General features: G+C 61.6%; 20 protein-coding genes. 9 read left to right on the plus strand and 11 right to left on the minus strand.

All coding sequences use genetic code 11. The features are described 5' to 3' along the window. Positions 1-34: 34 nt before the first annotated feature. From HU765_RS06660 to HU765_RS06670, 3 genes are all read right to left on the minus strand, one after another. On the minus strand, positions 35-640 hold the full coding sequence (locus HU765_RS06660) for a 3'-5' exonuclease (RefSeq protein ID WP_186619477.1): 606 nt from the start codon (positions 638-640) through the stop codon (positions 35-37). A gap of 22 nt (positions 641-662) precedes the next feature. Beyond that, complete coding sequence (locus HU765_RS06665) at positions 663-1,142, minus strand: NYN domain-containing protein (protein ID WP_003228475.1); 480 nt, start codon at positions 1,140-1,142, stop codon at positions 663-665. A gap of 289 nt (positions 1,143-1,431) precedes the next feature. Beyond that, complete coding sequence (locus HU765_RS06670; protein ID WP_186619478.1) at positions 1,432-2,190, minus strand: DUF2076 domain-containing protein; 759 nt, start codon at positions 2,188-2,190, stop codon at positions 1,432-1,434. Positions 2,191-2,368: 178 nt separating this feature from the next. Between HU765_RS06670 and HU765_RS06675 the strand changes: the two genes are divergently transcribed. The 3 genes from HU765_RS06675 (at position 2,369) to HU765_RS06685 (ending at position 5,172) form a co-directional block, all read left to right on the plus strand. Beyond that, positions 2,369-3,043 carry a YciC family protein gene (locus tag HU765_RS06675; RefSeq protein ID WP_186546818.1) on the plus strand — a complete coding sequence of 225 codons (675 nt, stop codon included), beginning with the start codon at positions 2,369-2,371 and terminating at the stop codon, positions 3,041-3,043. 75 nt (positions 3,044-3,118) lie between these two features. After that, positions 3,119-4,198: an endonuclease/exonuclease/phosphatase family protein gene (locus HU765_RS06680; RefSeq protein ID WP_186619479.1), complete on the plus strand. Its 1,080-nt coding sequence runs from the start codon at positions 3,119-3,121 to the stop codon at positions 4,196-4,198. Positions 4,199-4,251: 53 nt separating this feature from the next. Then, entirely contained in the window at positions 4,252-5,172 is a 921-nt protein-coding gene (locus HU765_RS06685; RefSeq protein WP_186619480.1) for a hypothetical protein, read from the plus strand. Between the two features lie 12 nt (positions 5,173-5,184). On the opposite strand, the gene HU765_RS06690 is transcribed toward HU765_RS06685, so the two are convergent. The 3 genes from HU765_RS06690 to hrpB all read right to left on the minus strand — a co-directional run bounded on the left by HU765_RS06690 (position 5,185) and on the right by hrpB (position 8,846). Beyond that, positions 5,185-5,610 (minus strand): hypothetical protein, encoded by a 426-nt coding sequence (locus HU765_RS06690; RefSeq protein ID WP_186619481.1) that lies wholly within the window; start codon positions 5,608-5,610, stop codon positions 5,185-5,187. A gap of 13 nt (positions 5,611-5,623) precedes the next feature. Next, entirely contained in the window at positions 5,624-6,196 is a 573-nt protein-coding gene (locus HU765_RS06695; protein WP_186619482.1) for a hypothetical protein, read from the minus strand. 130 nt (positions 6,197-6,326) lie between these two features. Beyond that, a complete protein-coding gene (gene hrpB / locus HU765_RS06700; protein ID WP_186619483.1) occupies positions 6,327-8,846 on the minus strand; it encodes an ATP-dependent helicase HrpB in 2,520 nt (839 codons plus the stop codon). A 364-nt stretch (positions 8,847-9,210) separates the two neighbouring features. Here hrpB and HU765_RS06705 point away from each other — a divergent pair, with 364 nt between their 5' ends. Both HU765_RS06705 and HU765_RS06710 read left to right on the plus strand, forming a co-directional pair. Further along, positions 9,211-9,645, plus strand: a complete 435-nt coding sequence (locus tag HU765_RS06705; protein WP_186619484.1) for a polyribonucleotide nucleotidyltransferase — start codon at positions 9,211-9,213, stop codon at positions 9,643-9,645. Between the two features lie 13 nt (positions 9,646-9,658). Next, a complete protein-coding gene (locus HU765_RS06710) occupies positions 9,659-10,567 on the plus strand; it encodes a cation diffusion facilitator family transporter (RefSeq protein ID WP_186619485.1) in 909 nt (302 codons plus the stop codon). A 27-nt stretch (positions 10,568-10,594) separates the two neighbouring features. Here HU765_RS06710 and HU765_RS06715 read toward each other — a convergent pair whose 3' ends face one another. After that, positions 10,595-11,584 (minus strand): DUF6515 family protein, encoded by a 990-nt coding sequence (locus tag HU765_RS06715; RefSeq protein WP_186619486.1) that lies wholly within the window; start codon positions 11,582-11,584, stop codon positions 10,595-10,597. Between the two features lie 452 nt (positions 11,585-12,036). Between HU765_RS06715 and HU765_RS06720 the strand changes: the two genes are divergently transcribed. Both HU765_RS06720 and HU765_RS06725 read left to right on the plus strand, forming a co-directional pair. Beyond that, a complete protein-coding gene (locus HU765_RS06720; RefSeq protein WP_042561225.1) occupies positions 12,037-12,516 on the plus strand; it encodes an Lrp/AsnC family transcriptional regulator in 480 nt (159 codons plus the stop codon). Positions 12,517-12,728: 212 nt separating this feature from the next. Further along, the gene (locus tag HU765_RS06725; protein ID WP_007909655.1) at positions 12,729-12,938 is read left to right on the plus strand and encodes a DUF2788 domain-containing protein; all 210 of its coding nucleotides are present in this window, start codon (positions 12,729-12,731) and stop codon (positions 12,936-12,938) included. Here HU765_RS06725 and HU765_RS06730 read toward each other — a convergent pair. From HU765_RS06730 to HU765_RS06745, 4 genes are all read right to left on the minus strand, one after another. Then, positions 12,933-13,568 (minus strand): pseudouridine synthase, encoded by a 636-nt coding sequence (locus HU765_RS06730; protein WP_238344657.1) that lies wholly within the window; start codon positions 13,566-13,568, stop codon positions 12,933-12,935. The genes HU765_RS06725 and HU765_RS06730 overlap by 6 nt on opposite strands. 72 nt (positions 13,569-13,640) lie before the next feature. Next, entirely contained in the window at positions 13,641-15,140 is a 1,500-nt protein-coding gene (gene amn, locus HU765_RS06735) for an AMP nucleosidase (protein ID WP_163019592.1), read from the minus strand. Positions 15,141-15,320: 180 nt separating this feature from the next. Next, a complete protein-coding gene (locus HU765_RS06740; RefSeq protein WP_186619487.1) occupies positions 15,321-16,970 on the minus strand; it encodes an acyl-CoA dehydrogenase family protein in 1,650 nt (549 codons plus the stop codon). A gap of 95 nt (positions 16,971-17,065) precedes the next feature. Then, complete coding sequence (locus tag HU765_RS06745; RefSeq protein ID WP_186619488.1) at positions 17,066-19,414, minus strand: hybrid sensor histidine kinase/response regulator; 2,349 nt, start codon at positions 19,412-19,414, stop codon at positions 17,066-17,068. Positions 19,415-19,891: 477 nt separating this feature from the next. On the opposite strand from HU765_RS06745, the gene HU765_RS06750 reads away from it, so the two are divergent. Both HU765_RS06750 and thiE read left to right on the plus strand, forming a co-directional pair. Beyond that, entirely contained in the window at positions 19,892-20,689 is a 798-nt protein-coding gene (locus HU765_RS06750; protein ID WP_186546806.1) for a hydroxymethylpyrimidine/phosphomethylpyrimidine kinase, read from the plus strand. 18 nt (positions 20,690-20,707) lie between these two features. Continuing rightward, positions 20,708-21,331 (plus strand): thiamine phosphate synthase, encoded by a 624-nt coding sequence (gene thiE, locus HU765_RS06755; protein ID WP_186619489.1) that lies wholly within the window; start codon positions 20,708-20,710, stop codon positions 21,329-21,331.

The following is a 21,331-nucleotide window of genomic DNA, read 5'->3' on the forward strand; positions in this document are numbered from 1 at the left end:
CCTTGTGTCGGGGTCAGGGGTCAGGGGTCAGGGATCAGCGATAGCGCTGCAAATGCTCGCCAACTTTCGCCGCAGGGACTTTCTGCAATTTGCACAGCAGATCGTGGTTGAGTTCACGCACGCCGTGCTTGCTGCGCAACTCATCGGCCAGATGCGCCATCAGATTGGCCGCCATCTCGGCATCGGCCATGGCGCGGTGAGCCTGGCCGGTGTGCGGCAGACGCGCGAAGGTGGTCAGCGTGCCGAGCTTGTGATTCGGCGCCGCCGGCATCAGCCGCCGCGCCAGCAACAGCGAGCAGGCAAAATTCTGCAGACGTGTGCGTTTGATCCGCCCCAGTTCGAAATCCCAGAACTTCTGGTCGAACGAAGCGTTGTGCGCCAGCAATGGCGTGCAGCCGACAAACTCATTGACCTCTTCCATCACGCGCTCGGCCGGCGGCGCGGTGCGCAGCATGGCGTTGCTGATACCGGTCAGTTGTTCGATGAACGCGGGGACGCGCACGCCGGCATTCATCAGGCTCTGGTAACGCTCGACGATGCGGCCGTTTTCCAGCATGACCACGGCGATTTCCGTGGCGCGGCAACTGCTGTTCGGCGACAGGCCGGTGGTTTCAAAGTCGATGACTGCAATGCGTTCCAAACCGGGTTCAACTCCGTTCAAATCAATTCTTGAGCAACAGTGCGCCTTCGATCGGCACATAACGGCTGGCGGCGCGAATCAGCGAGTTGGCCGTCAGGCCGGGCACGCCATAAGCGACCGCTTGCACGCCGTGTTTGTTGATGATGCGTTCGAGCAGCATGTCGAAATCGCCATCACCGGAGGCCAGGACGATTTCGTCGACGTGGTCGGCGGCGTCCATGATATCGAGAGTGATGCCCACGTCCCAGTCGCCCTTGGCCGAGCCGTCGCTGCGCTGGATGTAGGGCTTGAGCTTCACGGTGAAGCCGAGATTGCGCAGGATCTGCTGAAACTGCTGCTGCTTGCTGTCGCCCCGGTCGATTGCGTAGGCATAGGCCTCGACGATTTGCCCGTCCTTGCTGATGTCCGCCCACAGCGCGGCGTAGTTGAAGTGGCAACCATAGGCCTGACGCACGGTGTAGTAGAGGTTCTGCACATCGGCGAACACTGCGATTTTTTTCACCGGAGTTCCTGGGCGCACGAGCGCACGAAGCGGGATCAGGCGATCGGGCCTGAAAAAGGCGCTCAGTATGCCAGCCCGAAGGAAGGTTCCGCGAATAATCGGCCACAGGCGCAAAGGTGCTGCTGACGAGTGGTGAGTGTGGCGAGGGGATTCATCCCCGCTGGGCTGCGCAGCAGCCCCGCTTTTCCTGATTAAAGCGAGGACTGCTGCGCAGTCCAACGGGGATAAATCCCCTCGCCACAGTGTCTATGTCAGCCTTCAGAGGATATGTCAGCCTTCAAAGGCTGTGTCAGACGAAGGAATCGTCATCATCGAAGAACGATGAATTGTCAGCGCTGTAATCGGCGTCGGTAAACCCGGCCTGATCGTTGCCGGAGAAGCCGTTGTCCGCCACACGCTGCTCATCGCCCCAGCCGTTATTGCTCTGGTCGGCCACCTGCGCCGGTTCTTCCTTGATCACCTCGACGATTTCCTCAGGCGCCTGGTTGTGATGGAACAGGCTGCTGATGCCCTGCGCCAGCATTACACCGCCGGCCACGCCCGCGGCGGTTTTCAGCGCGCCGCCGAGGAAGCTGTTGCCCGCTGCCGGGGCTGCCTGCTGCGCATAGTTGGGCGGCGCGGCGCCGAAGTTCTGTTGAGGGGCCGGCGCCTGGAAGCTCTGCTGCGGCGCCGGCTCACGCCAACCGCCAGTGGACGCCGGGGCATTTTGCGTCGACGCCGGACGCGAACTGCCGCCGCCAAAGATACTCGACAGGAAACCACCCGCCCCGCTCGGTGCAGGCGCGCTGCCCAGGGCCTTCGCCGCTTGCAAATCGGCCTGCAAACGCTGGACTTGCTCGGTCAGTTGCTTGTTCTGTTCGTCGAGGCTCTTGAGCGCTGCCTCTTGCACCAGAATCGCCTGGGTCATGAAATAGCCTGCCGCCGGCTGGCGGGTCAGGTGTTCCTTGATCCGCGCCTCGGCCTGGGCGTCGCGCGGGGCTGCCTCCGTTTCGGCCTGTTGCAGCCGGGAAAACAGTCCATCGATCAGGGTTTGCTCTTCGCTGTTCATGGCGACCTCGTAGATTGCCGGGGATAACGTTGCCCTCGTCCACATTGGCCGAGGTGCCTCCCTGTAATGGAGACGGTGACAAAACGTTTCAATGACCTTTACCGAATGTTTACGTTTGTGTCGCGCCAGTCATCATCGGTTAAAGTGAGTCACTGTTTTCGACCTGCGATACCGACTGATGAATGCCCTCGAAGTACTGCGCGATTCTTTGTATTTTTTCAAACGCCATCTGGGCAGCATCGTGCAGTTGTGCCTGCCGCTGGTGATCGTCGAGGCGTTCCTGCAACAGGCGGTCGATCACGCCACCGGACCCGAGAGCTTCTCGGGGATCAGTATCATCGTCGGCCTGCTGGTGTATCCGCTGTACACCGCCGCGCTGATTCTGTTTCTCGATGCGCGCAGCCGCGGTGAGTCGCCGCGCAACCGCGACCTGCTGGCGATGGCCGCGACCTTGTGGCCGCGCTTCGCCGTGCTCACCGCGCTCAACACCTTGCTGATCCTGCTGGGGCTGTCGCTGTATTTCCTGCCCGGGCTGATGCTGATGGTCATGCTCGCCTTTGGCGAATACCTGCTGGTGCTGCGTGGCCTCGGGCCGCTGCAGGCGATGAAGGAAAGCCTGCGCCTGACCCGTGGGCATTTCTGGCGCATTCTGCTGTGCATCCTCTGTGTGATGACGCCCTTGTGGTTGCTCAAGGGCGCCACCCTGGCGGTGTACCCGGAGCCGCAAAACCCGCTGGTCGCCGTGCTGATCGACAGTGCCCACAGTTTCCTGCAACTGTTCACCAGCGTGGTGCTGTTCCGCCTGTTCATGCTGATCAGCCAATTGCCTGAGAAAAATGACGGAGCGGTCTGACCGCTCGCCGCTTGGGCTTCGCGGTTGCCGTCAGGTATGCTCGGGGCCACTTTCTGTAACGCTATAAGCCGAGCCATGACCCGTCTGCTGCGCTACACCCTGTTGCTCGTTGTGCTCGCCATCGTCTTGCTCGGCGTACTGACGTTCAGCCTGACCTGGCGCCCCGCCGCCCGCGAAACCCTGCCAGTCAGTTGCAGCGCCACGGCGCCGACACTGGTGCCGGGGCAAGCGCTGAAAGTCATGACCTGGAACGTGCAGTTTCTCGCCGGCAAGCGTTACGTGTTCTGGCATGACCTGGCCCAGGGCGACGATGAAGCGCCAACCCTGGAAGACATGGCGTTCAGCCTCGACGAAGTGGCCCGGGTGATTCGCGACGAGCAGCCCGACGTGGTGTTGTTGCAGGAACTCGACGACGGCGCCAAGGCCAGCGATTACCAGAACCAGCTCAAACTGTTGCAGGACCGACTCGCCGATCTGTATCCGTGCAGCGTCAGTGCATTCGACTGGAAGGCCGATTTTGTCCCGCAGCCCCACCTCTACGGCAGCGTTGGCCGGCAACTGGTCACGTTGAGCCGCTATCGCATCGAACACGCCGAACGCCTGCAATTGTCGGTGGCGCCAGGCAATTTCATCAGCCGCCAGTTCCAGCCGCGCAATGCCCTGCTGGCGAGCAAACTGCCGCTCAGCGATGGCGGGCAACTGACCGTTTTCAATACCCATCTGGAGCGCGCCCGGCAGCCGGACGACACTTTGCGCAGGCAAGTGAGCGCCGTGGCCAAGGTGCTCGACAAATATGAAAGCCAGGGTCTGCCATGGCTGATCGGCGGCGACTTTAATCTGCTGCCCCTCGGCCAGTACCGCCGCCTGCCCGCCGAGCAGCGCACGCCTTACGCCGCCGACAGCGAACTGCACCTGCTGTGGGATAAATATCCAATGATCCCGACCAACAGCGAAGCCAGCGGTATCGACCGCGCCCGGTGGCTGACCCACTACCCCAACGATCCTGGCCTCAACGGCCCGGATCGCACGGTGGATTATCTGTTTTACAGTCCCAGGATCAAACGGCTCCAGGCGCGGGTCCGGCAGGACGACACCTTGCGGATCTCCGACCACCTGCCGGTGATCGCACGGTTTCTGCTGCCGGCGGCGCCCTGACCCCAAACAGTACTCAACGGCCCGACCGCCTCGAATTCAAGACATGGAAAAGCATGAAGATCTTATTGGTATGCAAGGACATCGGTGGCTATGCGCGCAAGCTGGCAGAGCACCTGAGTAGCGATCATGAGGTTTGCTTCATCGATACCGCTGCGCTGGCCAAACCTTTCGATCGCGCGCCGAAGATCTTGCGGCGCCCGCTCAATCGCTGGTCGCAGTTGCGCCAGTTCAGCAAGGCCGTGATGACTGGCGGGCGCTTCGACATCGCCCTGATCATCAATCCGGCGCAAATCGACCCGAAGCAACTGGCGACAGGGCTTAACGCTTGCGAGCGCAAGATCGCCTATCTCTACGACAGTTTCAGTCGCTGGCCCATGAGCCGTGAAGCGTTGGCGGTGTACGACGAAGTGTTCTCCTTCGACCCGCAGAATGCCGAGCAATACGGTCTGAAAACACTGCACAACTTTATTTACGACGACTACGTCGAGGATGGCGATGCCGGCGAATATGCCGCCTTTGTGGTGATGGCCGGGAAAGATCGCGTGCCCGCGCTGGAAGGTCTGGCCAGAGCATTCGATCAGTTAGGCGTGACCAACTACAAATTTCTCGTGCAATGCAAACCGATTCCCGGCGCGCATCCGGGCATCACCTTTTTCGAGCAAAGAATGTCACTGGAATCGGTCGGCGATCTGGTGAAACGCTCGCGGATCATTCTGGACATTTCCAAGCCCGGCCAGGCCGGTTTGAGCTTCCGGTTTTTCGAAGCCATGGCCGCGCGCAAGAAAGTCATTACCACCAATAAGCATGTGCTCGATTACGACTTCTACAACCCGGCGAACATACTGGTGATCGATGAGACGGAGCCGGTGATTCCGGCTTCGTTCATCTCTGCGCCGTATGTCGACATCCCCGAGCCGATCTACCGCAAATACACCTTGCAAGGCTGGGTCGATACCGTTCTCGCATCGAGATAGTCGTCGTTCGCTTCAGAGCCCCGGCGGAACGTAGCCCGGAACATAGCGAACGTTGGCACACTTGCCGTGCAATATCCGCCCGTCTTCGATCAGGAACCGGGCGATTTTCTTCTGCTGATTGATCTTCGCCTGCAACTTGCAGGTAGAACTGTGCCCGACCTGTTGGTAGTGCTCGGTGTACACCATGCCATTGCCGGTATGGTTCATCGAAGTGCCGGCCGCTTCGGTGGTGGTCCAGCTCGCGGACTTGTACCAGGTCAGCACGGCCAAGGGTTCGCCGTTCGGAGCGGTTTCCTTTTGCATCGAATCGGGTGTGCCGAACAGGTCCAGCGCTTCCTGAAGGTCGCGTCCTTCCCAGCGGCTTTGCGCAATGCTGGAACAACCGGTCAAGAGCAACCCCGCCAACAGGGTTGTCAGCGATAAGCGTGTGTAAGTCATTGGATGCCCCGGCTTATTTTTTCAGTTCGAGCAGGCTGTCGATGTTGTCCATCATCTGGCTCTTTTGCTGAATCGGCGCGAGCTTGAAGAACATCTGCTGCAGCATCTGGATCATCTGCAGATATTCCATCTTGCCCACGGCGGCCATGTCGTTTTTGGCGCGACTGCCCGGCGCACAGGCAAACTTCAGCGCTTGCTGGACCCAAAACTCTTTCGGGGTCTGCCATTGATTGGCAACTTTCAGATGACGCAGGGTGTAAGCGAGACGCTCGATGGACTGGCCATTGATAAACCGTACCTTGCCCGTAGAGCACTGGGCTTCGATGTTGTAAACGTCGATCATCGGTTTGCCGGGTTCTTCATACACCAGCGTCACGGCAACCATGGTCGCGCCTTTGGTTTTTTCCGAAGGCACCACCGACATCGCATCGGCGACGTACATGATGTTTTTCTGGGCAACGCCGTTGCCGTAGATAATCCACCAGTCGCCAATCGGGTTGGGCTCTTCGGCAGTTGCCGAACCGGAGGCGAGCAGCAGCGCAGCCGACAAGAAGATCGACTTCTTGAACTTGAAGAAAGATGACATGGGCAGTTCCGTTCCTTGGGCACAAGTTGCCAGGCAGCAACACTTGTTGTGGGTCAGGCCGCGATTTTGGGAGCCTGAACAAACAAGGGCAATTAGCACGGATGGGCTAATGGCACGTGGCTATTGCTGTTCAGGTTCCCCTTGGTTTCGCCCGCGCCGTCGCTTCGGCCACCAATGGATCGTCCGGCCAGTAATGCTTCGGATAGCGCCCCTTCAGATCCTTCTTCACCTCGGCGTAGGTGCTGCGCCAGAAGTTCGCCAGATCCTGCGTCACCTGCACCGGTCGCCGTGCCGGTGACAACAGGTGCAGCTTGACGACCTGCCGGCCGCCGGCGATGCGCGGCGTGTCGGCCAGGCCGAACAACTCCTGCAAGCGCACCGCGAGGATCGGCGGATACTCGCTGTAGTCCAGGCGAATCGACGACCCCGACGGCACGCTCAAATGATGCGGTGCCAGCTCATCAAGCTTCTGCGGCAGCGGCCAGGGCAGCAGGTTGCGCACAATGCTCGATAAATCCAGCTGGGAAAAATGGCTGAGCCGCGAGACTTTGCCCAGATACGGCAGCAGCCAGTCTTCGAGGGTGTCGAGCAGCGTCGCGTCGCTGACATCCGGCCACTGACTGTCGTTCTGCGTATGCAGATCCAGCTGGCGCAACAGCGCCACCCGCGCCTGCCACTGCCGCAACTCCGGCGTCCACGGCAATAACTCCAGGCCCTTGCGCCGCACCAGATTGACCAGCGCCTGACTGCGCGCATTTTCATCCAGCCCGGTCAACGGCTCACGGCTGAGAATCAGCTCGCCGACCTTGCGCTGGCGCTCGGCGCGCAGCACGCCTTCGCGCTCGTCCCAGTCCAGTTGATCGACGTTGCGCACCTGTTCTGCCAGCACTGAATCGAACAGCGCCGGATCAAAATCCGCGGCCAGATAAATCCGCTCTTCGCGCTGCCCCTGGCGGCTGCCGAGGTCGGCGATGACGATCCACGGTTCTTTCATCAGGCTGTCCGCTTCGGCGAACAGCGCCGCGCGTCCGTTGGCCAGACGATATTCGGCGCCACCGGCACGTCGCTGCTGGGCGACGCGATCCGGATAGGCCAGCGCCAGCAACGCGCCGAGCCAGCGCGGATGATGGGGATCGCTGACCGGCTCGCTCGTTTTGCCACGCAGGTACCCGCGATACTGCCGCGCCAATTGCCGGGCGCGTTGCACCCCGCCCTGCGTGCCACGACCGGCGCGTTCCTCGCCCGAGAGCAAGACCAGGCGACTATGCAAATCCGCGCCAGCGCCGCGCAAGATATCGCGCTCGCCGAGCAACGCGGCGACATCGCACGCCATGTTCGCCAATCCCAGCGCCTGACCGCGCAACAGCAGATGGGCGATGCGGGGATGGGCCGGCAACTCGGCCATCGCCTGGCCGTGGCCCGTCAGCGTTTCACCGTGCAAGGCGCCGAGGCGCTGCAACAAATCCTGCGCCTGGGCATAAGCCGCTGCCGGCGGCACGTCCAGCCAGACCAGTTCGGCCGGCGTGACGCCCCAGCGCCCCAGTTGCAAGGCAAGGCTGGCGAGGTCTGCCGAGAGTATTTCCGCACTGCCATGCGCGGCCAGTTGTTCGTGCTGATCCTGCGACCACAAGCGATAGCAGACGCCCGGTTCCAGGCGCCCGGCCCGCCCGGCTCGCTGCGTGGCACTGGCTCTGGAAATCCGTTGAGTGTCGAGGCGTGTCATGCCGCTGCCCGGATCAAATCGCGGCACCCGCGCCAGCCCCGCATCGATCACCACACGCACGCCGTTGATGGTCAGGCTGGTCTCGGCAATGTTGGTCGCCAGCACCACTTTGCGCTGGCCGGGCGGCGCCGGATCGATGGCCGCGCGTTGCGCATTCAGGTCCAGCTCGCCGTGCAACGGGCACAGCAAGACGTCTTTGCGCTCGCCGATGGCGTCCGCCAGTTGCTGATGCACACGACGGATTTCCGCCTGCCCCGGCAGGAACACTAGTAGGCTGCCGGTCTCATCGTGCAGCGCTTCGAGTACCGTTTGTGTAACGCGCTGATCGATGTATTCGCCGGGCTGAAACGGTCGGCCCCAGCGCATCGTCACCGGGTACATGCGCCCTTCGCTGCGCAGGATCGGCGCATCGTCAAGCAAGCCGGCCAGACGCTCGCCTTCGAGGGTGGCCGACATCAGCAAAATCTTCAGCGGTTGTTCAGCGCGAAACAGCTCGCGACCGTTCAGACTGAGCGCCAGCGCCAGATCGGCGTCGAGGCTGCGTTCGTGAAATTCATCGAAGATCAGCAGGCCCACGCCCTCCAGCGCCGGGTCATCCTGCAAACGCCGGGTCAGAATGCCTTCGGTAACCACTTCGATACGTGTCTTGGGGCCGACCTTGCTGTCCAGGCGAATGCGATAACCGACGGTTTCACCGACCTTCTCGCCCAGTTCACTGGCCAGACGTTCCGCTGCCGCGCGAGCCGCCAGACGCCGCGGCTCAAGCATGACGATGGTCTGCCCGGCCAGCCATGCTTCTTCGAGCAAGGCCAGCGGCACGCGGGTGGTTTTACCGGCGCCGGGTGGGGCTTCGAGTACGGCTTCGTGGCGTGCCGCGAGGGCTTCACGCAGGGCGGGTAAAACATCGTCGATCGGCAAAGAAATCATGCTGGCTCCCCAGGGCGTGCCCACAGTAAATTGCGAGTCGCGTTAAAGCTGTGAGCGTGCCAGGCAAGGCGCGGGACGCAGGTAAGGGTCGTTTCCTTGCCAAGTCCCGCAACGCAGCATGGCGCGTTCACAGCTTTAGCCCGCAGGGCCGAACCCCGATGGAGTTCATAAGCCTTCACGCGGTGTCGATCTGGAGAAAACAACTTCAATCCTCAAGGTATTTCGGTAGGGGTGAGACGAGGCCGCAATTTACTGTGGGCACGCCCTGCCATCGGCGAGTATAACGGCGAACTGCCGGGCGTTCGTCAGGGTCTTAACTTCACACGACGAAGCTTCGTTCTCAGATGACTCAGGAGACATTTCCATGCGCTTACCCTCTCGCCTGATCGGCGGTGTTCTGGTCGCTTCCCTGCTCACGCAGATCACTGCATGCGGTTCGATTTTCTACCCGGACCGTCGCGGCCAGATCGACGGCAAGATCGACCCGGCGATTGCCGCGCTCGATGCCGTCGGCCTGCTGTTTTACATCATCCCGGGGCTGATCGCGTTTGCCGTCGATTTCGCCACTGGCGCAATCTATTTCGAACCGGGGCACACCGCGCAGATCGACCCGGCCAAGCTCAAGCCAGCCATCGGCCCGGACGGTCAGGTCGATAATCACAAGTTGCAGACAATTCTCGAGAGCGAGCTGGGCCGAGCTGCCGTTGAAATAAATAAGGCGCTGGATGATCCACGCCTGATTCAACACAAGGGCAGCACCCAGCAACTGGCGATGTTCGGCCTGCAACCGGCCGCCTGAAAAAGGAAGTTCAATGACATCCAGCCCCGAACACGCCCGCCTGCTGCGGCTGGCGACCCGCGCCTCGGTCGCAGTCGCCTGCACGCTGATTGTCGCCAAGGCGATTGCCTGGTGGCTCAGCGGTTCGGTGAGCATGCTCGCCGGCCTCACCGACTCGGCGCTGGATGGCGTCAGCTCGCTGCTCAATCTGCTCGCGGTGCATTACGCCTTGCGGCCGGCGGATGACGATCACCGTTATGGCCACGGCAAGGCCGAATCGCTGGCGGGCATGGCGCAGGCTTTGTTCATCGGTGGCAGTGCGCTGCTGATCGCGTTTCAGGCCTATGAACGTCTGAAAACACCGGAGCCGATTGGCGCGCCATGGCTGAGCATCGGCGTCATCGTTTTTTCGCTGCTGCTGACCGCCGCGTTGCTGATGTTGCAACACCGGGTGATCAAGCAGACCGGCTCCAACGCCGTGCGTGCCGATTCGTTGCATTACCGCTCGGACATGTTGCTCAACGGCAGCATCCTGATTGCGCTGGTGCTGGCCGGGTTTGGTTTTGCGCAACTGGATGCGTGGTTCGGCCTGGGAATCGCCGCGTACATCCTCTGGAGCGCAGTCCAGATCGCTCGGGAAAGTTTTTCAGTGTTGATGGATGAGGAACTGCCGGCGGATGTCAGTCAGCACATGCTCGAACTGGCGTGCAATGTGCCAGGGGTGCTGGGCGCGCATGACTTGCGCACGCGCATCTCCGGTAATCACTGGTTCGTGCAGTTGCATCTGGAACTGCCGGGCGAACTGACGCTGTCAGTCGCCCATGGCATCAGCGATCAAGCGGCGGCGGCGATTCACACGTCTTACCCCAAGGCCGAGGTGCTGGTCCACGCCGATCCTGTAAAAGCAGCTACAAGCGACAAGCCTCAAGTTGCAAGCTTGTAGCTGAAAACTTGCAGCTAGCAGCTACTTCTATCTGACTTGATACCCGCGACTGCTCAGGCAATTGCCCTGCGCCTGGCGGTACGCCTGGACCACTTCGGGCGCCGGTTGGTAGGTCGCGGTGCGCGGGTCGAAACCGCTTTGTTGCACGGCGTACTGGTAGCACTGGTAACCGTCCTGCTGCACCTGCTGTGGCGACTGGCCGTTGGCCGGATACGCCTCGACGTCATAGCCTTGAGATTGTGGCGGCGGCTGCACCGGCGGTTCGACCACCACGTAATCCTGCGTGGCTTGCTGATAGGCGTAATAGGAGCCGGCGGCGAGAAATAACAGCGAACCGCCGATCCACACCTCACGGGCATAATCGGGCAAATACTGGATACGGATCCCGCGCGGCGGCTGCACGACGATGTAGCGCGGGCCTTGCGGGCGATACCAGTAGCCGCCGGAATAGAAGTAATCCTGGCCGCGATACGGCACGCGGTAATCGCGATCCGGGAAGCGCTCGATCACCTGCCCCGGGCGATATTGCGGGCCTGGTCCCCAGCCATTGCCATGCCCGTTCGGGCGCCCCGGCCAGCGGTCGTCATCGGGCCGAGGCCGGGTCTGCCACTGCTGATTGTGGTAACCGTTTTGCGGGCGCTCGTCGCGGTAGTAGCCCGGACGCGGTTCCTCGGTCTGGCGCACGGTATCGGGCCGCGGCTGAATCGGCAAATTGTTGTTCGGTTGCCGGGGCGGCTCTGGCCGATTGTCAGGACGGTCGCGGTTCTGCCACTGCCCGTCGCTCTGATGAGACTGGCCGTTGTGCTCGAACTGACGACTGTTGTCGCCACGAATGATCTCGTTGTTCTGCCCGCGCGGCGGCTGCTCGCCGCCACGGCCCTGACCGATGCCCTGATGTTCCTGGCCACGGCCATTGCTGTCGGGGCCACGATTCTGCGGCTCATCGGCAAGCGCTTGCGCACTGACACTCACACACAGCAAACCAACACCGGCCAGACGCCAGATACGCGAATTCATGCTTTTCCTCACGGCGCGAGAGCCTGTCATTGGGAGGGCCTGTTGCTAAGACTCAAAACCGGTACACCGGGTTCTGCAACAGGTTATCAGTCGCGCAACTTATTTATTGAGGCGACAAGATGAAATCGCAGGCAAGAAAAAAGGGAGACCCGTCGGCCTCCCTTCTGGAGTACTTCGTCCTGGCTCGACGCTTTTGACGTCGGCTCACCTCACGCCGTCTTCTGGACAGTGTGCAGCTCGGGGGCCGGCACAACCCCGGTGGGGGTGGCGGCCGCGGCGGGCCGGATTGGGCGGGCCGCGTGGACTGTGTTACCGAGCAGTGATTCTGGTGATAAGAATAGGCCGGACGCCGCGACAGATGATTGCGAAGATTGCTCAAATAAACACCACTTGCGCAATTTTTAACCCTGGATAGATAATCTGCCGCAATAGTTACAGCCAAGGACAGATTGATGAGCAAACTCGACCGTTACGACTTGAGCATTTTGGCGGAATTGCAACGCGACGCCCGCATCTCCAACCAGGAGCTGGCCGAGCGCATCGGTCTGTCCCCCTCGCCTTGCTCGCGTCGGGTCAAGCAACTGGAAGACGACGGCTACATTTCGCGGCAGGTCGCGCTGCTTGATCGAAAAATGCTCGGGCTGAGCCTGACCGCGTATGTGCTGATCGGCATGGACCGGCATACACCGGAGCGCTTCGAAAATTTCGAGGCAGCCATTCGTACGTTGCCGCAGGTGCTGGAGTGCAGCCTGGTGACCGGGGTGGACGCCGATTACCAGTTGAAGGTGGTGGTGCCGGACATGGACCATTATCAGAAGTTATTGCTGGGGCATTTGACCCGCATTGACGGGGTGACGAGCGTGCGGTCGAGTTTTGTGTTGAACCAAGTGCTGAACAGCACCGAGTTGCCGCTGACTCATCTGCGCAGCTGAAACCGCTTTCGCGAGCAAGCCCGCTCCCACAGGGAAATGCATTGCAAATGTGAGAGCAGGCTTGCTCCCACAGAGGAATGCATTCCAAATGTGGGAGCGGGCTTGCTCGCGAAGGGGCCGGCACAGGCGACCCAGATCAATGCCACCCCCACCGACCATGACGTATACTCGCCGCCGCCCTTTCAGCCCTGCCCCCGCGCCGGAGATCGCCGATGGATCCAGCACTGCTCGAAGAATGGATGATGACCGGTCTGGTCAGCATCCTGATCATTTTCATGGGTTTCATCGTCTGGGATCTGGCGAAGAAGTCCAAGGCCGGACGGTTCGGCTCGTTCATTCTGTTTTTCGTCCTGGGCCTGGGCGTGGCCGCGTTCATCATCAAGAGTGTGGTGATCGGCCTGATCGAGTCCGGCGCTCTATAAACGCGCCGGCGCTTCTTTCCACTGGCCCTGATCGAGGCCCTCGATGGTCCAGTCGCCGATCCTGACCCGCACCAGACGCAACGTCGGCAGCCCGACCGCCGCCGTCATGCGCCGCACCTGACGGTTGCGCCCCTCGCGAATCACCAGTTCCAGCCAGCTCGTCGGCACGCTTTTGCGAAAGCGTACCGGCGGGTTGCGCGGCCACAATTGTGGTTCATCCAGCTGCCGCGCTTCGGCGGGCAAAGTCATGCCGTCATTCAGTTCGACACCCTCACGCAAGCGCTGCAACTGCTCGGCCGTCGGCTCGCCTTCCACCTGCACCCAGTATGTCTTCGCCAGTTTATGTTTCGGATCGGCAATCCGCGCCTGCAACTGGCCATCGTTGGTCAGCAGCAGCAACCCTTCGCTGTCGCGATCCAGACGCCCGGCCGGATAGATGCCCGGCACATCGATGTAATCCTTGAGCGTCGCCCGCCCGTCACCGTCGCTGAACTGCGTCAGCACATCGAACGGCTTGTTGAACAGGATCAGCCTGGGCTCGGCCGGCGGCGCTTTCGCGACACGGCGTGGCGAAGAGGATGGCGGCTTCACACCGGGACGGCGCGAAGGAGGACGCGGGGGACGAGACATGGACAAAACAACATCTGGCGATCAGGGCTGACAATGCTAGTGCCCCGACCGCCAAATGACCACGATTAACCGTTAACGGAACGGCGGCTCGTCGAAGCTGCGCAGTTTGCGCGAGTGCAGCGAGTTGAGCTCGGTGCGCAGCAGATCCACCGCTTCGATGCCGATCTTCAAATGCTGGCTGACCGCGCGTTCATAGAACGCGTTGGCCGAGCCGGGCAGTTTGATTTCGCTGTGCAGCGGCTTGTCCGAGACGCAAAGCAGCGTGCCGTATGGCACCCGCAGGCGATAACCTTGCGCTGCAATCGTGCCACTTTCCATGTCCACGGCGACCGCGCGGGACAGGTTGATCAGTGGTCGCTCCTGAGCCCAGCGCAACTCCCAGTTACGGTCGTCGTAGGTCAGCACGGTGCCGGTGCGCAGGCGTTTCTTCAGGTCGTCGCCCTTCTCGCCAGTGACGTTCGCAGCCGCCTGTTGCAGCGCCATTTGCACTTCGGCCAGTGCCGGGATCGGAATGTTCGGCGGCACCACACGATCGAGAATGCCGTCACGGCGCATGTAGGCGTGGGCCAGCACGTAGTCGCCGATGGTCTGCGACTGACGCAGGCCGCCGCAGTGGCCGATCATCAGCCAGCAATGCGGACGCAGCACGGCCAGATGGTCAGTGATGTTCTTGGCGTTGGACGGACCGACACCGATGTTGACCAGCGTCACGCCGTGGCCATCGCTGGCGATCAGGTGATACGCCGGCATCTGGTACCGGTGCCAGACCACACCGGCGGCAATCGCCGACGCCTCGCCGTGATCCATGCCCTTCTCGATGATCACGTTGCCCGGCAAGACCATGCGCACGAAACGCGGGTCGCGGCGCAATTGTTCCAGGCCATGGACGATGAACTGGTCGACGTAGCGGTGGTAGTTCGTCAGCAAAATCCACGGTTGCACATGACGCCAGTCGCTGCCGGTGTAATGCACCAAGCGGCGCAGCGAGAAATCCACCCGCGCGGCATCGAACAGCGCCAGCGGCAGCGGATCGGTGTTCTCCCAGTCGTAGAGGCCGTCGGCAATGCCGTCGGTAGCAGCGGACAGGTCGGTACTCGGGAACACCCGCGCCAGCACCGCGGCGGTAACGCCGGAACCGGCCAGTTCATCGCCCTGCTCGACCACATACGGATACGGAATGTTCTGCTGGCTGACGCCGACTTCGACGGTCACGGTGAAGTCGTGCATCAGCGGTGTCAGTTGTTCGAGCAGGTATTTGCGAAACGCCGCCGGGTGGGTGACGGTGACGCTGTAAGTGCCCGGCAATTGTACTTTGGCGTAAGCGCGGGTGGTCTGCGGGACTTCGCCCTGGCAATGGTAGGTCAGACGCAGCTCGGGATAACGAAACAGGGCACGCTGTGCAGCGTCGGGTTCGACGCGATCCTTGAGGTAACGCTTGAGCGCCGAGTTCAGCGCCGTGGTGGCCCGCTCATGCAGCTCGGCGAGACGATCCACGGCTTGTTCGGCGGTTTGAACGACAATAAACGCTTCGGTCACGATCAGCTTCCTGTGTTCTGACTTGCAGAGCTTCATCTTGCCTGCATCGTGATCTCACGGGAACAGTGGCATGTTGGCAACCCCACAAATATGTCGGTCGCATACAGACCCTGTAGGAGTGAGCCTGCTCGCGATAGCGGTCTATCAGTCGATATTGCATTGACTGTCACACCGCTATCGCGAGCAGGCTCACTCCTACAGGGGATTTGTGTGCATTCAGAAAAGCTGTGGGGTTGAGCGGGCGACGATGGCTTCGACATTCAGCCCGCGCGGCAACGCGCCGTAGACGCGGCCGCCACCGCCGAGACGACTGGCAATAAAGGCATCACTGACCACCGAGTTGCCAGCCTCCAGCAGCAATTTGGCCTGCAAGCCCAGGGCAATGTCTTCGGTCAACTGCCGCGCCCGATATTGAATGTCGCTGGTGTCCTTGAACTGCGCCTGCAATTGCTGGATATGCGCCGCCAGACGCTTGTCACCGTGCCCGTCACCCAATTCGCTGAACAACACGTCCAGCACACCCGGTTCTTTCGACAGCGCGCGGAGCACGTCCAGACACTGCACATTTCCAGAGCCTTCCCACGTCGAGTTCACCGGCGCTTCGCGGTACAGGCGCGGCAGGATGCTGTCCTCGACATAGCCGGCACCGCCCATGCATTCCGCCGCTTCGTTGATCATTCCCGGCGCCCGCTTGCAGATCCAGTATTTGCCCACCGCCGTCACCAGCCGCGCGAATTGCGCTTCGTGGCGATCGTCCAGATGATCCAGCGCCTTACCCATGCGCAGGCTCAGCGCCAGCGCGGCCTCGCTCTCGAGCGCCAGATCGGCCAGGACGTTCTGCATCAATGGCTGTTCGCTGAGCAATTTTCCGCCAACCATACGGTGTGCACAGTGATGGCTGGCCTGGGTCAGCGCCTGACGCATCAGCGAGCTGGAACCGACCATGCAATCGAAGCGAGTCATCGCGACCATTTCAATGATCGTCGGCACGCCGCGCCCTTCTTCGCCAACCATCCATGCCAGCGCGCCACGAAACTCCACTTCACTGGAGGCGTTGGACCGATTGCCGAGTTTGTTTTTCAGGCGCTGGATGTAGAACTGATTGCGTGTGTCGTCCGGGCGATGACGCGGCAGCAGGAAGCAACTCAAACCCTTGTCAGTTTGCGCCAGGGTGAGAAACGCATCGCACATCGGCGCCGAACAGAACCACTTGTGTCCGACCAGCTCATACGCCTGGCCCGGGCCGCTGGCGCCGACCGGATACGCCTTGGTGGTGTTGGCGCGCACGTCGGTGCCGCCCTGTTTTTCGGTCATCGCCATGCCGATGGTCACACCGGCCTTGTGCGCCATGCCGACGTTGCGCGGATCGTATTCAGTAGCAAGGACTTTCGGCAGCCACTGTTCGGCCAGCTCTGGCTGCAAGCGCAAGGCCGGCACGCTGGCGAAGGTCATGGTCAGCGGGCAACCGCTGCCGGCCTCGGCCTGACTGTGCAGATAGGTCATCGACGCGCGGGCGACATGCGCGCCTTCCTGCGGATGAGCCCACGGCAGCGAGGTCAGGCCATGTTCGATCGCGGTGCGCATCAGCTCATGGTAAGCCGGGTGAAATTCGACCAGATCGATACGATGACCGTAGCGGTCATGGCTGGCGAACACCGGTTTGTTCTGGTTGGCGAGGAACCCGGCTTCCATCAGCGGGCCGCCGGCGAGTGCGCCGTAGGCGTCGATCCGCGACTCGGCCCAACCGCCGCCGAACCGCCGCGACCACTCCTGCAAAGGCAGGTCGATGCGGTACAGGTTGGTGCCGTCCAGCGTCGGTGGCTGGTTGGTGACTTCGTGGGTTTCGGCGAACTGATGCAGGTTCATGGCAGGGCTCCTTGTTCAGCAATGCCACCAGTTAAGCACTGGTGCTTTTTTGAACAAAGTGTCATATGCGCCGTTTTTGCGGCGCTTTTACCCCCTCAGCAGCTAAGCACCCGACGCTCCAGCGCAGCCTGCAAATCCTCGAATTTCACCGGTTTATGCAGATAATCGATGGCCGCGCCAGGAGCGCAGGGTTCACGGTCAGCCGTCAACGCCAGCATGAACACCGGCACATCGGCGCAGCCGGGCAAGGCGTGAATCTGGCAGCACAACGACGCGCCTTCGTGGCGGGACATCTGGCAATCGATCAACACTGCATCGAAGGTCTCGCGCTGCAGGCAGTCCAGCGCCGCCACGCCGTTGTCGGCGCTGCGTACGCGAAAGCCGAGCTTGAGCAACATGCCGCGCATCACCAGTTGATTGACGCTGTTGTCGTCGACCAGCAGCACCGTGCAGTCCTGCGGTGCCCGTGCGCAATCACGCGTCGGTGCTGGCGCTGTCTCGACCAGCGGCAGCGCAAATTCGACGTCCAGTTGAAAGCGACTGCCGCTGCCCGGCTCGGAACGGTGCGTAAGCTTGCCACCGAGCAATTCCACCAACTGCCGGCAGATCGCCAGGCCGACGCCCAGCCCGCCGTACTCGCGGGTCATAGAGCCGTCGAGCTGGAAAAAACGCTGATACAGCGTCGCCTCACCCAGATCGGAGAAACCGATGCCGCTGTCGATCACCGCGAACGACAGCGCCAGATGATTGCCGATCGAGGGCTTGCCGGTCACCCGCAACGCCAGCCCGCCGACCCGCGTGAATTTGATCGCGTTATCGAGCAGGCACTCCAGGCATTGCGCCAGTTTTGCGCTGTCGCCGAGCAGGCGATCCGGCAGAGTCGGCAGCACCTCGACCTTGAAGTCCAGCGACTTGCTCGCCGCGTTGCCCGCGAACTGCGTGCGTAGTGCTTCAATCACACCGCGCAGGCTGAAACTGGCCGACGTCGCTGTCAGCTTGCCGGCCTGCAATTCGGTGAGGGTGAGAATGCCGTTGACCATACGCATCATGTCCCGCGCGGAACCGGCGGCGGTCTGTTGATACTGCTCAAGTTCTGCGTCCATCTCGACGGTTTGCATCAGCTCCAGCGAACCGATCACACCGTTCATCGGCGTGCGCAGCTCGTGGGTCAGGGTCGCGAGGAATTCGTCCTTGAGCTTGTTGCTGTGGGCCAGTTGCTGGTTGAGCACTTCAAGTTTCTGCCCGGCGTCGTACAGGGTCTGCGCCTGTTGCTCGCGCATCGCGTTGATGCGGTCGGCCAACGCCAGCGACAGCAGCGCCACTTCGATGGCCGAGCCGATCTGGCTGGCGTACATGGTCAGGAACACGTTGGGCAGTAGACCGAGCACCATCAATGTGTTGACGATGCCGCCGAGCAGAAACGCCGACCAGGCGATGATGAAATAACGGGCCACGCGCAAGCCCCGCCACCAGGCCAGCAGACCGGCGGCGAAAATAACGATGGTAAAGGTCAGCGCCAGCGTCGTCGCCAGGCGCAACGCCAGTGCGTAACTGGCCATCAGCGACAGACCGACCACCAGCGCGCCAAACGCAATCAGGGCTATCAGCAATCGGTCGAGCCAGCGGCTGTGGGTCTTGGTCTGCAGGAAACTGCGCGCGAACTGACTGCCGAACAAGCCTGCGCAACCGATGAAGAACGGCGTCGCAGCGTTCGCCCACCACGGGTTGTCGGGCCAGAAATACTCCACCGCCGCGCCGTTCACCGACAGCTGATAAAGGCCGAACGAAGCAATGTAGAAAATGTAATAGAGGTAGCTGGTGTCGCGCACGCTCAAGAAGATGAACAGGTTATAGACCAGCATCCCCAGCAGCACGCCATAAATGATGCCCAGCACATACAGGCGCACCGGCTGGTCTTCGAGGTACGCGGTACTCGACCACAACGTTACCGGTGCCTGAATCGAGCCTTCACTGGCCAGTCGCAGGTACACGGTCTGCTGTTGATCCGCCTTGAACGCAAGGTCGAACAGGTAGTTGTTCTGGCGGATCTCACGGCTGGCGAAGGGCAAGGCGTCGCCGGTCTGGCGGACCAGACGATAATTGCCCTGGGCATCGGCCAGGTACAGGTCGAGATGGTCGAGCGGTGGATACGCCAGCTCCAGCAGCCAGGTGCGCTGGGCGGCGGGATTGCTCGGGCGATAATGCAGGTCGATTTTCAGCCAGAACGCCGAACGCGAATAACCGGCGTTGAGCGTGGCTTTATCGTGCGGTTTGAACTGGCCGGCGGCGGCTTGCGCGCGAACATCGGCAATGCTCGCCTGACCGCTGGGGTCTTCGAACACTTGCAGTGAGCGGCCCAGAGGCAGGCTCTGGGTGAATTCGTCGAATTCGACGGCGCTCGCCAGGAGGGGCAAGCAGAACAGCAACATCAGCAAATAGCGCATTGAAGCCCCAGCGTGGCTCGTCCGGTTGTGTCAGGAAGCCCCCCATTCCCTTTGAGTAGACGTAAAACCGGTATTACCTGTTATTGGTTTGGATCCAGACTAGCATAGCCGTTGATGGCCATTGAGCACCATTGAAATTTTTCCTACAAAGGCTCTAGAACGGGCGTTTCAGAGCAAAGCGGCGGGCTAGAGCTGTTGGATTGGTCAACTTGCGACGACAGCCTCATTGATAGGTGACCAATTGTGGCGAGGGGATTTATCCCCGTTGGGCTGCGAAGCAGTCGCAAGTCCATCCAGCGATGGTGTGTCAGAAAGAACCGGATTGCAGGGTTTGGGGCCGCTTCGCAGCCCAACGGGGATAAATCCCCTCGCCACAAATGTGCTCCAAATAAAGACTGCGGGGTTGTCCGACAATCTGCTCGCAAACACCGTCAGTACTGAACCCGAAAATCAGCTTTGGTGGTAAGCTCGCGCACCATGAATATCTACAGCTCCCGCCCCGTTGTCCTCTGTCTCTCCGGCCACGACCCCAGTGGTGGCGCCGGCTTGCAGGCAGATATCGAAGCCCTGCTCGCGCAGGGTTGCCATGCGGCTCCGGCCGTCACCGCCCTGACCGTGCAAGACACCGTCAACGTCACTGACTTTCGCGTCCTCGATCGCGAGTGGGTCCTGGCCCAGGCCAATGCCGTGCTCAACGACTCCGAAGTCGCGGCGGTGAAACTGGGCATGCTCGGTTCGCTGGCGATGGTCGACACGGTGGTCGAACTGCTTTCGGCGCACCCGCACCTGCCCGTCGTTTGCGACCCGGTACTGCGTGCCGGCGGCGGTGGACGCCTGGGCAAGGACGAGGTCGGCTATGCGATGCGCGAGCGTCTGCTGCCGCTGTCGATCATTGCCACCCCTAATCTTCCTGAAGCCCGCATCCTCGCCGAACTGCCCGAAGGCACTGCGGATGAGTGCGCGGAAAAACTCCTGCCTTTCGTCAAAAACCTGCTGATCACCGGCGGCCACGGCGACGAAACTGAAATCCACAACCGCGTGTACAGCCGCGACGGTCTGCGCGAAACCTTCATCTGCCAGCGCCTGCCGGGCAGCTATCACGGCTCCGGCTGCACCCTCGCCAGTGCGCTGGCCGGGCGCCTGGCTCAGGGCGAACACCTGGCCAGCGCCGTGCGCAGTGCCCTGGATTACACTTGGCGGACCCTGCGCGATGCCGAACAACTGGGCAAAGGCCAGTTCGTCCCGCGTCGCCTGCCGCTGGATTTCTGCTCGTAACGTCGTGAGGTCTGCCTGATGAAACTACGTGGCCTGTATGCCATTACCGACAGCCAATTGCTGGCCGGCAAGTTTCTGTCTTATGTCGAGGCGGCGCTGGAAGGCGGCGTCACCCTGCTGCAATACCGCGACAAGAGCAGCGACGAGGCCCGCCGCCTGCGCGAGGCCGAAGCACTGCGCAACCTGTGCGAACGCTACAAGACGCAGCTGATCATCAACGATGACGCCGAACTGGCCGCGCGCCTCAACGTCGGCGTGCACCTGGGCCAGACCGACGGCCCGCTGTCACCGACCCGCGCCCTGCTCGGTTCGAAAGCCATCATCGGCTCGACCTGCCACGCGCAAATCGCGCTGGCCGAACAGGCCGCCAAAGAAGGCGCCAGCTACGTCGCCTTCGGCCGTTTCTTCAATTCCAATACCAAGCCCGGTGCGCCGACGTGCAGCCTCGAACTGCTCGCCGAGGCCAAACGCTCACTGCACCTGCCCGTCTGCGCGATTGGCGGCATCACCCTGGAAAACGCCGCGCCACTGGTCGAACACGGTGTCGATCTGCTCGCGGTGATTCATGGCCTGTTCGGCGCCGACAGCAGCGCCGAAGTGACCCGCCGCGCCCGCGCATTCAACGAACTGCTGCGTAAATAA

Origin of the sequence: Pseudomonas sp. SWRI81 (genome assembly GCF_014268545.1) — a bacterium.
In the GTDB taxonomy this organism is placed as follows: Bacteria; Pseudomonadota; Gammaproteobacteria; order Pseudomonadales; family Pseudomonadaceae; genus Aquipseudomonas; species Aquipseudomonas hamedanensis.

What these genes read in the sequence shown, in the direction of transcription:
- HU765_RS06670 (WP_186619478.1), bottom strand. Translation starts at nt 2,190, where the DNA reads ATGAACAGCGAAGAGCAAACCCTGATCGATGGACTGTTTTCCCGGCTG.
- HU765_RS06675 (WP_186546818.1), top strand. Translation starts at nt 2,369, where the DNA reads ATGAATGCCCTCGAAGTACTGCGCGATTCTTTGTATTTTTTCAAACGC.
- HU765_RS06680 (WP_186619479.1), top strand. Translation starts at nt 3,119, where the DNA reads ATGACCCGTCTGCTGCGCTACACCCTGTTGCTCGTTGTGCTCGCCATC.
- HU765_RS06685 (WP_186619480.1), top strand. Translation starts at nt 4,252, where the DNA reads ATGAAGATCTTATTGGTATGCAAGGACATCGGTGGCTATGCGCGCAAG.
- HU765_RS06690 (WP_186619481.1), bottom strand. Translation starts at nt 5,610, where the DNA reads ATGACTTACACACGCTTATCGCTGACAACCCTGTTGGCGGGGTTGCTC.
- HU765_RS06695 (WP_186619482.1), bottom strand. Translation starts at nt 6,196, where the DNA reads ATGTCATCTTTCTTCAAGTTCAAGAAGTCGATCTTCTTGTCGGCTGCG.
- hrpB (WP_186619483.1), bottom strand. Translation starts at nt 8,846, where the DNA reads ATGATTTCTTTGCCGATCGACGATGTTTTACCCGCCCTGCGTGAAGCC.
- HU765_RS06705 (WP_186619484.1), top strand. Translation starts at nt 9,211, where the DNA reads ATGCGCTTACCCTCTCGCCTGATCGGCGGTGTTCTGGTCGCTTCCCTG.
- HU765_RS06710 (WP_186619485.1), top strand. Translation starts at nt 9,659, where the DNA reads ATGACATCCAGCCCCGAACACGCCCGCCTGCTGCGGCTGGCGACCCGC.
- HU765_RS06715 (WP_186619486.1), bottom strand. Translation starts at nt 11,584, where the DNA reads ATGAATTCGCGTATCTGGCGTCTGGCCGGTGTTGGTTTGCTGTGTGTG.
- HU765_RS06720 (WP_042561225.1), top strand. Translation starts at nt 12,037, where the DNA reads ATGAGCAAACTCGACCGTTACGACTTGAGCATTTTGGCGGAATTGCAA.
- HU765_RS06725 (WP_007909655.1), top strand. Translation starts at nt 12,729, where the DNA reads ATGGATCCAGCACTGCTCGAAGAATGGATGATGACCGGTCTGGTCAGC.
- HU765_RS06730 (WP_238344657.1), bottom strand. Translation starts at nt 13,568, where the DNA reads ATGTCTCGTCCCCCGCGTCCTCCTTCGCGCCGTCCCGGTGTGAAGCCG.
- amn (WP_163019592.1), bottom strand. Translation starts at nt 15,140, where the DNA reads ATGAAGCTCTGCAAGTCAGAACACAGGAAGCTGATCGTGACCGAAGCG.
- HU765_RS06740 (WP_186619487.1), bottom strand. Translation starts at nt 16,970, where the DNA reads ATGAACCTGCATCAGTTCGCCGAAACCCACGAAGTCACCAACCAGCCA.
- HU765_RS06745 (WP_186619488.1), bottom strand. Translation starts at nt 19,414, where the DNA reads ATGCGCTATTTGCTGATGTTGCTGTTCTGCTTGCCCCTCCTGGCGAGC.
- HU765_RS06750 (WP_186546806.1), top strand. Translation starts at nt 19,892, where the DNA reads ATGAATATCTACAGCTCCCGCCCCGTTGTCCTCTGTCTCTCCGGCCAC.
- thiE (WP_186619489.1), top strand. Translation starts at nt 20,708, where the DNA reads ATGAAACTACGTGGCCTGTATGCCATTACCGACAGCCAATTGCTGGCC.